Source organism: Rhizobium sp. Leaf306, from assembly GCF_001423425.1.
Lineage (GTDB): Bacteria > Pseudomonadota > Alphaproteobacteria > Rhizobiales > Rhizobiaceae > Neorhizobium > Neorhizobium soli.
This window is the reverse complement of record NZ_LMNX01000002.1, coordinates 1,078,048-1,089,968: the sequence shown is the minus strand read 5'-3', so window position 1 is coordinate 1,089,968 and position 11,921 is coordinate 1,078,048. Positions and strand designations below refer to the sequence as shown.

Sequence of the window (11,921 nt, the reverse complement as noted above, 5' to 3'; positions counted from 1 at the left end):
TTGGGCTGCTTCAAGAACTCACGGCGTGAGTGTCTTGCGCATCCGCCCGGCGAGATCCTGGATATACTGCCACGCGACGCGGCCGGAACGCCCGCCGCGCGTCGTCGCCCAGGCGAGCGCCTCGTGGTGCAGGGTTTCGCGGTTGAGGCCGAGATCGAAATGGTCGGCATAGCCGTCGATCATGGTCAGGTAGTCGTCCTGACTACACTTGTGGAACCCGAGCCAAAGCCCGAAACGATCCGAGAGCGAAACCTTCTCCTCGACCGCTTCGGACGGGTTGATCGCCGTCGACTGCTCGTTTTCCAGCATATGCCGCGGCAAAAGGTGGCGCCGGTTCGATGTGGCGTAGAACAGGACGTTGTCCGGCCGGCCTTCTATGCCACCGTCGAGCGCTGCCTTCAGAGACTTGTAGGCCGTATCGTCGTTGTCGAAGGACAGATCGTCGCAAAACACGATGATGCGATGGCCGGATGCCTTGAGGATGTCGAGTAGCGCCGGCAGCGAGGCGATATCCTCGCGGTGGACTTCGACCAGTTTCAGCGAGACACCGGTCGACGCGCGGATATCCTCGTGCACGGCCTTGACCAGCGACGACTTGCCCATGCCGCGCGCGCCCCAGAGAAGGACGTTGTTTGCCGGATAACCTTCGGCAAACCGCAACGTGTTTTCCTGCAGGATGTCGCGCACGTGGTCAACGCCACGGATCAGGGTGAGGGCCACGCGGTTGGGGCGTGGCACGGGCTGCAGGCGCTGGCTTGTCGGCACCCAGACAAAGCAATCCGCGACAGTCCAGTCATTGACCGCTGGTGGAGGGCCCGCCAGCCGCTCGACCGCGTCGGCGAGCCTGCGCACTTCAGAAAGGATCAGGGCGTTGAACTCGTCGGTCATCTGGTATTCCTCAAGACTTTTGGTCGTCGGTCGCGCCCTCTCGGTCGCTTTTTTCAGCAGGTAACATGCTCGTTATTGCATCAAAAGCCGTAGAGCCGTGGATTCAGTACGCGGGAGGACCGCTTTCTGTTGCATTCCCCCGTGTCACAACTATATTCCGGCGGCTTATGACAGGGGGCTCGGCGCCTCCGCTTATCGTTTAGGAGTTCTTGATGTTCATTACTGAGGCATTCGCGCAGGCGGGTGGAGCGGCGCCGGCGGCTTCCGCAACAGACTCGATTCTGCAGATGGTGCTGCTCTTCGCACCTCTGATGGTGGTCTGGTATTTCTTCCTGATCCGTCCGCAGCGCGCCCAGGCCAAGAAACGCCAGGAGACCCTGACGAGCATTCGCCGTGGCGACCAGGTTGTGCTTGGCGGCGGCCTCGTCGGCCGGGTTTCGAAGGTTGTCGATGACAACGAAGTCGAAGTCGAAATCGCCGACGGCGTAAAGGTCCGCGCAATGCGCGCCTACATCGCCGAAGTCCGCGTCAAGGGCGAGCCTGTCAAGGCCGACACCGCGTCCTGACATCCGGCAGGCCCGCTCTGGCGGGCCTTTCCATTTTCTAATCAATCAAGGACGCGGTAATGGCAAAAGGGATCGAGATACGCGAAGCCCATTTCCCCGGTCGCGCCCAGATCGATGCCTACGGCAATGGCGGTTTCCGTTTTGCCGACATGTCGCATCGCGGGTCGATCCTCTGCCTTCCCTCAGGGATACACGGCTGGGATCTGAGCGAAGGTGAGCCCCTTACGGTATCCTCCCTCTACAAGGTCCTCGACGAAGCCTCAGGCATTGAGGTCTTGCTGATCGGCACGGGCCAGAACCTGAAGCCGATACCTGCAGAGGTGAAAGCCGCATTGAAGGCGAAGGGCATCTCTTCCGACCCGATGAGCACCGGTGCTGCCGTGCGCACCTACAATATCATGCTCGCCGAATCCCGTGCCGTCGCCGTCGCGCTGATTGCCGTCTGACCCATGAGTGACGATCGTTCAACGAATGGCGAACTCTGTCTCGCGACGCTGCGAGACACGGACCGCGATCGCTATCTCGCATGCCTCCTGTCTCCGGAAGACAAGCGCCCGGCATTGGCCGCGCTCTACGCCTTCAACGCCGAAATTGCGCGCGTCCGGGACATGGTCCGCGAGCCGCTTCCGGGAGAGATCCGCCTGCAATGGTGGCGGGATTCCCTTGAGGGTGGAAGTCAGGCAGACGGGCTGGGAGACACGGGCGGCAATCCGATCGCTGCAGGACTGCAGGATGCGATCGAAACCTATCGGCTGCCGCGTCAAACGCTTGTCGCCATGACGGAAGCGCGAATCTTCGATCTCTACGACGATCCGCTCACTGACCGCAACGCGCTGGAAGGCTATGCTGGCGAAACCGCCTCGGCTTTGATCCAGCTTGCAAGCCTCATCCTTTCGCCCGAAGATGCCGCAAGGTCCGCGCCGGCGGCCGGCCATGCGGGTGTTGCGCAGGCGATCGCCGGTTTCATCCTGCTTTTGCCGATCCATCGGCGCCGCAACCAGCTTTACCTCCCGCTCGATCTTCTAGCTGCCACCGGCCTTGACCGCGACAGCTTTCTGGTGGGCAGCGACAAACCTCGCATTTCCGCAGCAATTCAGGCCTTTGCCGGCCTTGGCCTCGAGCATCTCGACAAGGCACGACGTGCCGGTCCTCTTCCGTCCGCGCTCGTGCCGGCCTTCGTGCCGGTAGCGCTTGTCGAGCCGGTTCTGAAGCGCGCTTCACGCCGGGGTGCCGATGCTCTCGACGGAGACATGCAGTCTCCCCAATGGCGTCGTCAGTTGCGGATGCTGAAGGCTGCCGTCCTCAAACGCTTCTAGCGATCGCCAGTCGCCACGCTTCACGCAAGCCTTGGGGGATAAATGCCCTCTATCGGCAGGTGCGCATCTGCCATCAGTGGAGAAGCAGTCTTGAGCCCTTTGGTAGTTTGGTCGATCGCCATCGGCGTGATGCTGGCCTTGGCCTTTTATGTTACCCGCCTGGTCAAGCACAGTGACGAGGACAGCCTTCACGATATGGGACTGGCGATACTCGAATTCGGTCGCGCCTATCCTGCCGAAGCCATCAGGAGCCTGCACAGCACAGCCGATGCGAACACGATCTTCGTGCGACTGCACGACAATAAGTCAGGCATCATGCGCAACCGTGGCAATCATTTCGCATGCCACGTAATCCGGCCCGGCCGCGTGCGGGTCACGCCGACGCCCGAACCGAAAGGCTTTTCGGCCGAATTCCTGGACTCCCCGACACAGAACGGAACTTTCGTGTTCAAGAATGAAAACGAGGCGGCAGAAGTGTCGCTTTGGCTTCTCGACAATTACGTGAGCGTTGCCGATCGACAGCTTTCGGCCGAACCGCAGCCGGCTTCAAACACCGGCCGCTCCGATTAGGCCTTTAAGCGATACCCAGCCACTCACGGCAGTCCTTCAGCGCGCGAACCGACATCAACTGCCGTTTCATGATCGTCTTGTCCTTGCCGCGAAAGCGTTTGACGCCTTCGGGTTTGACGATCGAGCCGGGAGCAAGATCCGGGAACAGGCCGAAATTGACATTCATCGGCTGGAAGGACCGTTTGCCGGGCTCTTCGTCGTGGACCAGATGCCCCCCGGTGATATGCCCAAGCAGAGAACCGAAGGCCGTTGTCGCCGGCGGCGGGACGATTTCTTCGCCCTTGCGCTCGGCAGCCGCAAAACGACCAGCCAGAAGACCGATTGCCGAACTCTCCACATAGCCCTCGCAGCCGGTGATCTGACCGGCGAATCGCAGGCCCGGCCGGCTCTTCAAAGTCAGCGAGTGATCGAGCAGCATCGGTGACTGGATATAGGTGTTGCGATGCAGGCCGCCGAGCCGTGCGAATTCCGCGTTCTGCAGCCCCGGGATCATCCGGAAGATCTCGGCCTGCGCGCCATACTTCAGCTTGGTCTGGAACCCGACCATATTGTAGAGCGTGCCAAGTGCATTGTCCTGCCGCAGTTGGACGACGGCATAGGCCTTGACGGTCGGATTGTGTGAATTGGTAAGCCCCATCGGCTTCATCGGACCGTGGCGCAGCGTTTCGCGCCCACGCTCCGCCATGACCTCGATCGGCAGGCAGCCATCGAAATAGGGCGTGCCTTCCCATTCCTTGAAGCCGACCGTATCGCCCGCAATCAGTGCATCGAGAAAGGCATTGTACTGCGCTTCGTCGAGCGGGCAGTTGATGTAATCCTTGCCTGTGCCGCCGGGCCCGACCTTGTCGTAGCGCGACTGGTACCAGCAGATATCCATATCGATCGATTCGCGGTGGACGATCGGCGCGATCGCGTCGAAGAAGGCGAGCTGGTCCTCTCCGGTCTCGGCCTGGATCGACTTTGCGAGATCGGGCGACGTCAGAGGACCGGTCGCGACGACGGCCAAGTCCCATTCCGCCGGCGGTAGACCGTGAATTTCCTCTCGCACAACGGTGATCAGCGGATGGTTTTCGATCGCCTGCGTGACTGCATGAGAGAAACCGTCGCGGTCGACCGCAAGTGCGCCGCCGGCCGGGACCTGATTTTTGTCGGCGCAGGCCATGATCAAAGAGCCGGCCAGCCTCATTTCTGCATGGATGACGCCGACGGCATTGGCCGTCGCATCATCGGAGCGGAAAGAGTTCGAGCAGACGAGCTCGGCGAGACCGTCCGTGCGGTGGGCATCGGTGCCGCGCACGCCGCGCATCTCGTGGAGAATGACGGGGATGCCGGCCTCAGCGATCTGCCAGGATGCTTCGGAGCCGGCAAGGCCGCCACCGACGACGTGGATTGGGGCAGGGGTAGACGAATTCGATATGGTGCTCATGTCCGGCTCATTATCACGGCATTCGAACGGCCGGAATCAAAAAGGCACCTAAAAAGGTGCCTCTGATCATTCCTTGGGTGTCTCTTTGATCTTTTCGGATCATTGCGACTATCGTTCTATCGCCATCGCGACATCATATCGCGCTGGTCCATCACAATGGATGGATTAACGGAAGGAACGAGCGGCGATGCCGCGGATGTCGTAGCGGGTCAGACCAATGTCGTTGAGCGCCTGGTTGGAAAGGCTGCCGAGTTCATTGATCGTACGGCGGTAGCTGATCCAGTTCTTAGCGATGCGGATCGGGTTCATTTGGTGTTTCCTCAATCATCTTTTTCCCAGTGATCTATCGTCACCGGCGATGAGCTTCATATAGGTGAGACGCGCCGAAAGGTGCAGTGCAAAAAATGTGCGACTGCCATGCGTTTGTGCAATGAGTTGATGCTTTTTGCAGCTTCGTACGAAAAAGCAGCAGCAGCCGTTTCGCTGCGTGAAGCACTATGCACAAACGAAAAACGCCTCCCGAAGGAGGCGCTTTTAAACGGTAGACCGTTGGTCGTTCTTTAGATTTTAGAAGCCGACTGCCGTGCGTGCAACGCGACGGATGTCGGAGCGGCCAATACCGAGGTCAGAGAGTTCGCGGTCCGACATGCGGCCGAGTTCCGAAACCGTTTCGCGGTACTTGCGCCAGTCGTTCAGCTTCTTTGCGATTTTCATGGTCGTTTCCTTCGTTGGTCAATGCCGGCTAATTGCTTCCGGCTGCGTTGCTAATCGTTTTAAATGCTGCGCTGCGAAGGAAAAAGCGCGCATTTCGTATGCCACCTATGCATCTGTTGCATTGCATGCAGAAGGATCGTGCGGAAACTAGCTGTATCTGACCATAATTTGATCAGGCGCTGAATTTTACGTCTATTACACCCACAATGAAGGCGCGTAGGGCCGTTTCTGTCCTGCTTGCCAGCTCGACCCGAGGCGAACGCAGTCTCCCTTTTGATCATCATCAAACAGGCGTCACAAACCTTCATTTTTCCTTTGCGTGTAGGAAAACGGGTGTTATAGAGACGCGCGCTCCGGAAGGCCTCTGGCCGCTAGAGTTTCGATGCCTAGGGGCGCGGGTATGGTGAAATTGGTAGACACGCCAGATTTAGGTTCTGGTGCCGCAAGGCGTGGGAGTTCAAGTCTCTCTACCCGCACCAGGATCGCTGGACGCGCTGTTCGCCGGTAACGGCAGGACGCGCTGCTTATGAAAGCCGCGGCTGGTCACTTTTTAGTTCCGGTGGTGTGCTCACGAAAAACACGAACGGCTGTATGGGCGCCGCCGCCACGATAAGAAGGTATAAAAATGCAGGTTACCGAAACGCTCGCTGAAGGGCTGAAGCGCGAAATCAAGGTCGTTATCCCTAAGCAGGATATGGAAGCCGAGCTCAACGTTCGTCTGGCCGATGCCAAGGACAAGGTTCGCATCAACGGATTCCGTCCGGGCAAGGTGCCGCTTTCACACCTCAAGAAGACCTATGGCAAGTCGATCATGGCTGATCTCGTCAACGAGATCGTCCGCGAACGCCCCACCAAGATTCTCTCCGAGCGCGGCGAGAAGTCGGCAACGCAGCCTTCGGTGTCGATGACCGAAGACGAGGCGGAAGCCGAAAAGATCCTCAATGCACAGGCTGATTTCGAATTCACCCTGACCTATGAAGTGATCCCGCCGATCGAGCTGAAGTCGACTGACGGTATCACCGTCGAGCGCGAAGTCGTTGAAGTGTCGGAAGACGAAGTCAACGAGCAGATCCTCAAGATCGCCGAAAGCGCTCGCACGTTCGAGACAAAGGACGGCGTTGCCGCTGAAGGCGATCGCGTCACCATGAACTACCTCGGCAAGGTCGATGGCGAAGCCTTCGATGGCGGCACTGCTGAAGACGCAGAACTGGTCATCGGTTCCGGTCGCTTCATCCCGGGCTTCGAAGACCAGCTGGTCGGCGTCAAGTCGGGCGACGAAAAGCAGATCACCGTGACCTTCCCGTCCGAATATCCGGCTCCGAACCTGGCTGGCAAGGACGCGACCTTCGACATCACCGTCAAGGACATCGCTGCTCCGGCTGCCGTCGAGATCAACGACGAACTTGCTTCGACGCTTGGCATCGAATCGGTCGATCGTCTGAAGGAAATCGTCCGCGGCCAGATCGAAAGCCAGTACGGCAACGTCACGCGTCAGAAGGTCAAGCGTCAGATCCTCGACCAGCTCGACGAGATGTACAAGTTCGACGCGCCGCAGGGCCTCGTTGACGCCGAGTTCGACAACATCTGGCGCCAGATCAACACCGATCTGCAGCAGTCGGGCAAGACGTTTGAAGACGAAGAAACGACTGAGGAAGAAGCACGCGAAGAATATCGCAAGCTTGCCGAACGTCGCGTCCGTCTCGGCCTGGTTCTCTCCGAAATCGGCGAAAAGGCCGGCGTCGAAGTAACCGAGGAAGAAATGCAGCGCGCACTCTACGCACAGCTGCAGCAGTTCCCGGGCCAGCAGAAGGAAATCCTTGATTTCTTCCGCAACACCCCAGGCGCTTCCGCTTCGCTGCGTGCCCCGATCTTTGAAGAAAAGGTCGTCGACCATCTCCTGTCCGAGGTCAAGGTCACCGACAAGACCGTGACGAAGGAAGAGCTGCTCGCCGAAGAAGAAGGCGAAGACGCCGACAAGCCTGCCAAGAAGAAGGCCTCGCCGAAGAAGGCAAAGGCTGAAGCTTCCGAGGCTGCAGAAGGCGAAGAAGCCGCTGCTCCGAAGAAGAAGGCAGCACCGAAGAAGAAGGCCGCTGAAGACAGCGCCGAGTAATCTTCTAAAATACGAATTGACGAAGGGCCGGGCAGGAAACTGCTCGGCCTTTTGCGTTGTGTTGCATCACGGCTGCTTGCGAAATCAACATGAATGCATCCGGCTGGCGGCATCCTGAAACCCCAAGACATCCGACCCATCCCGTGACATAAGGCTCGCCGAACGCGTCCTCACTTTCCGGCAGCCATGATCCGCATCGAGAATATCAGCAAGTCCAACAGTTCCCGCATTCTCTACATTGAGACCTCTGCGGCCCTGAACCGCGGCGAAAAGATCGGTCTCGTTGGCCCGAACGGGGCGGGCAAGACGACTCTGTTCCGGATGATCACCGGCCAGGAACTGCCCGATGAGGGACAGGTCACGGTCGAGAAGCATGTGACGATCGGCTATTTCAATCAGGACGTCGGAGAAATGTCGGGCGTCAGCGCCGTCACCGAGGTGATGGACGGGGCAGGGCCAGTCAGCAGCGTTGCCGCCGAACTGCGCTCGCTCGAAGCCGCGATGGTCGATCCCGACCGGATGGACGAGATGGATGCCATCATCGATCGCTATGGCGAGGTACAGGCGCGTTACGAGGAGCTGGACGGCTATGGGCTGGAAAGCCGCGCTCGCGAGGTTCTGGCAGGCCTCTCCTTCAGCGAAGAGATGATGGACGGCGACGTCGGCAAACTGTCCGGCGGATGGAAGATGCGCGTGGCGCTTGCCCGCATCCTCTTGATGCGCCCGGACGTCATGCTGCTGGACGAACCGTCCAACCACCTGGATCTCGAAAGCCTGATCTGGCTTGAGGAGTTCCTCAAGAACTACGACGGCGCCTTGCTGATGACCTCGCATGACCGTGAGTTCATGAACCGGATCGTCAACAAGATCATCGAGATCGATGCCGGATCGCTCAACACCTATGCCGGCGATTACGGCTTTTACGAACAGCAGCGGGCGCAGAACGAGAAGCAGCAGCTGGCCCAGTTCGAGCGGCAGCAGGCGATGCTGGCCAAAGAGATCAAGTTCATCGAGCGCTTCAAGGCGCGCGCGTCGCACGCAGCCCAGGTGCAGAGCCGTGTGAAGAAGCTCGACAAGATCGAGCGGGTGGAACCGCCGCGCCGCCGCCAGACGGTCGCCTTCGAATTCCAGCAGGCACCGCGTTCCGGTGAGGATGTTGCAAACCTCAAGGGTGTCCACAAGGCCTATGGCAGCCGCGTGATCTATGACGGACTGGATTTCATGATCCGCCGCAAGGAACGCTGGTGCATCATGGGCATCAACGGCGCTGGCAAATCGACCCTTCTCAAGCTGATCGCAGGTTCGGCGGCACCCGACGTCGGATCCGTCGCGATCGGCGCCAGTGTCAAGATGGGCTATTTCGCCCAGCATGCCATGGATGTGCTGGATGGCGAGCAGACCGTGTTCGAATGGCTGGAGTCCGAGTTCCCGCGGGCCGGGCAGGGCGCGCTTCGCACCCTTGCCGGATGCTTCGGCTTTTCAGGCGATGACGTGGAGAAGAGATGCCGGGTTCTGTCCGGCGGAGAAAAGGCCCGTCTCGTCATGGCGGCCATGCTGTTTGATCCGCCGAATTTCCTGGTGCTGGACGAGCCCACCAACCACCTGGATCTCGATACCAAGGAAATGCTGATCAAGGCGCTCGCCGACTATGACGGCACGATGCTGTTCGTCAGCCATGACCGGCATTTTCTGGCCGAGCTGTCCAACCGGGTGTTGGAAGTGACCGCGGACGGCGTTCATCGTTTCGATGGCGGCTACACGGAATATGTCGAACGCACGGGTTACGAGGCGCCGGGTCTCGCAAGCTGATCCTGGACCAACCGACGCATCGTGAGGAGTCACAGTGAGCAGCCTACATCACCGGGTGGTGATGTAGGCACGGTGTCACTCGTGGATCGTGTAGGATCCCATCTTGCAGAGGTCCTGCGAGTCCTCGAGGTCCTCGAGGCCTGAATCCTCGGTGAACTCGAAGCGCAGATCGTATTTGCAGACCCTGCGACCGTCAGCGATGGTGATCTCGATACTCTCGCCGGGCTCGAGAACATCCTTGCCGAACACATCTTCTTCCCAGTCGTCAACACCGACGGGCGACGTATAGAAACGCTCAAGCGTGCCGCTGGTCTTGTTCTTCAAGGTAAAGACGAGATCCGAGGCGTTGGATGTAGTGGTGCATGCAAAAAGAGCCGCCAGTGCAGCGGCCGCAATAAGTACAGTCTTTCTCACGGTAGTGTCCCTCAACCCAGAATTGGGGTAGGGAACATCTATCATTTCCATAACCGCAGACAACTAGCATGTTGGTTCATCATTAATTGTAGAGTATTGATAAACCGCAACTAATTAAGCCGTGCAGCATTGTCGGTGTCATCGGCGGAACGCGAGGTATCGCTGTGAAACCCGGCAGGAATACTGCTCAAAGTCCGGTTTAAGCCGCCTTGCTGGAAGCGTCTCTCAAAGCGGCTTGCGATACTGGATAAACCCTGGCGCCACAGCGACACGGTCATAGAGACGCCTCGCGGCTGTGTTGTCTTCCTGCGTCAGCCAGTAGAGCCGACCGGCATTCTGGTCGCGCGCGAGCAGTGCCACCTTCTCGATCAGGGCTTCCCCCACGCCGCGTCCACGCTGGCTGCTGTCGACGTAGAGGTCCTGCAGATAGCAGGTCATGTCAGGTAACCAGGTCGAGCGGTGGAAGACGACATGCACGATGCCGACCATCTGCCCGTTCTCGTCGAAAGCGCCAAGTGCCTGCAGGGGCTCGTCATCATGGTGAAAGCGGGACCACGTGATGTCGTACTGTTCTTTCGGCAGTTCCGACTCGTAGAACTCGAGATAGGCTCTGAACAGGGGTTCCCATGCGGCACGGTCGGCAGGCTCAAGCGGGCGGATTGTCGTCACGGGCATCTCCTCGAGCAAAAAACAGAAACGGCGGGGAGTATACCCCGCCGTTTGCCGAATTCTACTGAAGAGATGAGGCTTAGGCAGCCATGGCCGTCTTCAGGTTTTCATCGATCTTGTCGAGGAAGGCAGTCGTGGACAGCCAAGGCTGTTCCGGGCCGATCAGAAGCGCCAGATCCTTGGTCATGTAGCCCTGTTCGACCGTGTCGACGCAGACGGTTTCGAGCGTGGTGGCAAAGGTTGCCAGTTCGGCGTTGTCATCCAGCTTCGCACGGTGCGCGAGGCCACGGGTCCAGGCGAAGATCGAGGCGATCGAGTTCGTCGAGGTTTCCTGGCCCTTCTGGTGCTGGCGGTAGTGGCGCGTTACCGTGCCATGCGCAGCTTCGGCTTCGACCGTGCGGCCATCCGGCGACAAGAGAACCGAGGTCATCAGGCCGAGCGAGCCGAAGCCCTGCGCAACTGTGTCGGACTGGACGTCGCCGTCGTAGTTCTTGCACGCCCAGACGTAACCGCCGGACCACTTCAGAGCCGATGCGACCATGTCGTCGATCAGGCGGTGTTCGTAGGTGATGCCGATTTCGGCGAACTTCGCCTTGAATTCAGCCTGGTAAACTTCTTCAAAGATATCCTTGAAGCGGCCGTCATAGGCCTTGAGGATGGTGTTCTTGGTCGACAGGTAGACCGGCCACTTCCGCATCAGGCCGTACATCATCGAAGCGCGCGCGAATTCGCGGATCGATTCGTCGAGGTTGTACATCGCCATGGCAACGCCGGCGCCTGGGGCGTCGAACACGTCCTTTTCGATAACCTGGCCGTCTTCACCGACGAACTTGATCGTCAGCTTGCCCTTGCCGGGGAACTTGAAATCGGTCGCCTTGTACTGGTCGCCGAAAGCATGGCGTCCGACAACGATCGGCTTGGTCCAGCCGGGAACGAGGCGCGGCACGTTCTGGCAGATGATCGGCTCGCGGAAGATAACGCCGCCGAGGATGTTGCGGATCGTGCCGTTCGGGCTCTTCCACATCTGCTTGAGATTGAATTCCTTCACGCGGTCTTCGTCCGGCGTGATCGTCGCGCACTTGATGCCGACGCCGTGCTTCTTGATTGCGTGAGCCGCATCGACGGTGACCTGGTCGTTCGTCGCATCACGGTTCTCGACGGAAAGGTCGTAATATTCGATGTCGAGATCGAGATAGGGAAGGATCAGCTTGTCCTTGATGAGCTGCCATATGATGCGGGTCATCTCGTCGCCGTCGAGATCGACGACCGGGTTCGCTACCTTGATCTTCTGCATGGACTTCCTCTTGCCGTAATGGGCCGTTTAGGCCTCAAAAATGATCAACGGGGGCGCTATAGCATCGCGGGGAAGAGAACGCAAAGATGGTGCGGTCTGATATGGCGCGATTCGGTTAGAAAATTGGAACATGCGCTCGCCATCA

The 11,921-nt window shown here is 59.1% G+C and carries 13 protein-coding genes and 1 tRNA gene; 7 read left to right on the top strand and 7 right to left on the bottom strand.

The annotated features are described in order from the left end of the window. Positions 1 to 18 precede the first annotated feature (18 nt). Positions 19 to 888 carry an ATP-binding protein gene (locus ASG19_RS13045; RefSeq protein ID WP_062457525.1) on the bottom strand — a complete coding sequence of 290 codons (870 nt, stop codon included), beginning with the start codon at positions 886 to 888 and terminating at the stop codon, positions 19 to 21. 212 nt (positions 889 to 1,100) lie between these two features. Here ASG19_RS13045 and yajC point away from each other — a divergent pair, with 212 nt between their 5' ends. From yajC to ASG19_RS13025, 4 genes are all read left to right on the top strand, one after another. Then, on the top strand, positions 1,101 to 1,454 hold the full coding sequence (yajC, locus tag ASG19_RS13040; RefSeq protein ID WP_062457522.1) for a preprotein translocase subunit YajC: 354 nt from the start codon (positions 1,101 to 1,103) through the stop codon (positions 1,452 to 1,454). 59 nt (positions 1,455 to 1,513) lie between these two features. Then, positions 1,514 to 1,900 carry an Mth938-like domain-containing protein gene (locus tag ASG19_RS13035; protein ID WP_062457520.1) on the top strand — a complete coding sequence of 129 codons (387 nt, stop codon included), beginning with the start codon at positions 1,514 to 1,516 and terminating at the stop codon, positions 1,898 to 1,900. Positions 1,901 to 1,903: 3 nt separating this feature from the next. Then, positions 1,904 to 2,770 carry a phytoene/squalene synthase family protein gene (locus ASG19_RS13030; RefSeq protein WP_062457517.1) on the top strand — a complete coding sequence of 289 codons (867 nt, stop codon included), beginning with the start codon at positions 1,904 to 1,906 and terminating at the stop codon, positions 2,768 to 2,770. Between the two features lie 90 nt (positions 2,771 to 2,860). Beyond that, entirely contained in the window at positions 2,861 to 3,340 is a 480-nt protein-coding gene (locus ASG19_RS13025) for a hypothetical protein (RefSeq protein ID WP_244476153.1), read from the top strand. Positions 3,341 to 3,344: 4 nt separating this feature from the next. Here ASG19_RS13025 and trmFO read toward each other — a convergent pair whose 3' ends face one another. The 3 genes from trmFO to ASG19_RS23540 all read right to left on the bottom strand — a co-directional run bounded on the left by trmFO (position 3,345) and on the right by ASG19_RS23540 (position 5,480). Further along, complete coding sequence (gene trmFO / locus ASG19_RS13020) at positions 3,345 to 4,766, bottom strand: methylenetetrahydrofolate--tRNA-(uracil(54)-C(5))-methyltransferase (FADH(2)-oxidizing) TrmFO (protein ID WP_062457512.1); 1,422 nt, start codon at positions 4,764 to 4,766, stop codon at positions 3,345 to 3,347. A 165-nt stretch (positions 4,767 to 4,931) separates the two neighbouring features. Continuing rightward, complete coding sequence (locus ASG19_RS23545) at positions 4,932 to 5,075, bottom strand: DUF1127 domain-containing protein (RefSeq protein WP_082471896.1); 144 nt, start codon at positions 5,073 to 5,075, stop codon at positions 4,932 to 4,934. Positions 5,076 to 5,333: 258 nt separating this feature from the next. Next, a complete protein-coding gene (locus ASG19_RS23540) occupies positions 5,334 to 5,480 on the bottom strand; it encodes a DUF1127 domain-containing protein (RefSeq protein WP_082471897.1) in 147 nt (48 codons plus the stop codon). 394 nt (positions 5,481 to 5,874) lie between these two features. On the opposite strand from ASG19_RS23540, the gene ASG19_RS13015 reads away from it, so the two are divergent. The 3 genes from ASG19_RS13015 to ASG19_RS13005 all read left to right on the top strand — a co-directional run bounded on the left by ASG19_RS13015 (position 5,875) and on the right by ASG19_RS13005 (position 9,399). After that, positions 5,875 to 5,959 (top strand) — tRNA-Leu (locus ASG19_RS13015). Between the two features lie 146 nt (positions 5,960 to 6,105). Then, on the top strand, positions 6,106 to 7,590 hold the full coding sequence (tig, locus tag ASG19_RS13010; protein WP_062457509.1) for a trigger factor: 1,485 nt from the start codon (positions 6,106 to 6,108) through the stop codon (positions 7,588 to 7,590). Positions 7,591 to 7,776: 186 nt separating this feature from the next. Then, positions 7,777 to 9,399, top strand: coding sequence for an ABC-F family ATP-binding cassette domain-containing protein (locus ASG19_RS13005; protein ID WP_062457506.1), 1,623 nt, complete (start codon positions 7,777 to 7,779; stop codon positions 9,397 to 9,399). Positions 9,400 to 9,474: 75 nt separating this feature from the next. Here the strand turns inward: ASG19_RS13005 and ASG19_RS13000 are convergent, their stop codons facing one another. The 3 genes from ASG19_RS13000 to ASG19_RS12990 form a co-directional block, all read right to left on the bottom strand. Further along, a complete protein-coding gene (locus ASG19_RS13000; RefSeq protein WP_082471898.1) occupies positions 9,475 to 9,813 on the bottom strand; it encodes a hypothetical protein in 339 nt (112 codons plus the stop codon). A 225-nt stretch (positions 9,814 to 10,038) separates the two neighbouring features. After that, on the bottom strand, positions 10,039 to 10,488 hold the full coding sequence (locus tag ASG19_RS12995; RefSeq protein WP_062457504.1) for a GNAT family N-acetyltransferase: 450 nt from the start codon (positions 10,486 to 10,488) through the stop codon (positions 10,039 to 10,041). Between the two features lie 73 nt (positions 10,489 to 10,561). After that, positions 10,562 to 11,776, bottom strand: coding sequence for an NADP-dependent isocitrate dehydrogenase (locus tag ASG19_RS12990; protein ID WP_062457500.1), 1,215 nt, complete (start codon positions 11,774 to 11,776; stop codon positions 10,562 to 10,564). Between the last annotated feature and the right edge of the window lie 145 nt (positions 11,777 to 11,921).

What these genes read in the sequence shown, in the direction of transcription:
- ASG19_RS13045 (WP_062457525.1), bottom strand. Translation starts at nt 888, where the DNA reads ATGACCGACGAGTTCAACGCCCTGATCCTTTCTGAAGTGCGCAGGCTC.
- yajC (WP_062457522.1), top strand. Translation starts at nt 1,101, where the DNA reads ATGTTCATTACTGAGGCATTCGCGCAGGCGGGTGGAGCGGCGCCGGCG.
- ASG19_RS13035 (WP_062457520.1), top strand. Translation starts at nt 1,514, where the DNA reads ATGGCAAAAGGGATCGAGATACGCGAAGCCCATTTCCCCGGTCGCGCC.
- ASG19_RS13030 (WP_062457517.1), top strand. Translation starts at nt 1,904, where the DNA reads ATGAGTGACGATCGTTCAACGAATGGCGAACTCTGTCTCGCGACGCTG.
- trmFO (WP_062457512.1), bottom strand. Translation starts at nt 4,766, where the DNA reads ATGAGCACCATATCGAATTCGTCTACCCCTGCCCCAATCCACGTCGTC.
- ASG19_RS23545 (WP_082471896.1), bottom strand. Translation starts at nt 5,075, where the DNA reads ATGAACCCGATCCGCATCGCTAAGAACTGGATCAGCTACCGCCGTACG.
- ASG19_RS23540 (WP_082471897.1), bottom strand. Translation starts at nt 5,480, where the DNA reads ATGAAAATCGCAAAGAAGCTGAACGACTGGCGCAAGTACCGCGAAACG.
- tig (WP_062457509.1), top strand. Translation starts at nt 6,106, where the DNA reads ATGCAGGTTACCGAAACGCTCGCTGAAGGGCTGAAGCGCGAAATCAAG.
- ASG19_RS13005 (WP_062457506.1), top strand. Translation starts at nt 7,777, where the DNA reads ATGATCCGCATCGAGAATATCAGCAAGTCCAACAGTTCCCGCATTCTC.
- ASG19_RS12995 (WP_062457504.1), bottom strand. Translation starts at nt 10,488, where the DNA reads ATGCCCGTGACGACAATCCGCCCGCTTGAGCCTGCCGACCGTGCCGCA.
- ASG19_RS12990 (WP_062457500.1), bottom strand. Translation starts at nt 11,776, where the DNA reads ATGCAGAAGATCAAGGTAGCGAACCCGGTCGTCGATCTCGACGGCGAC.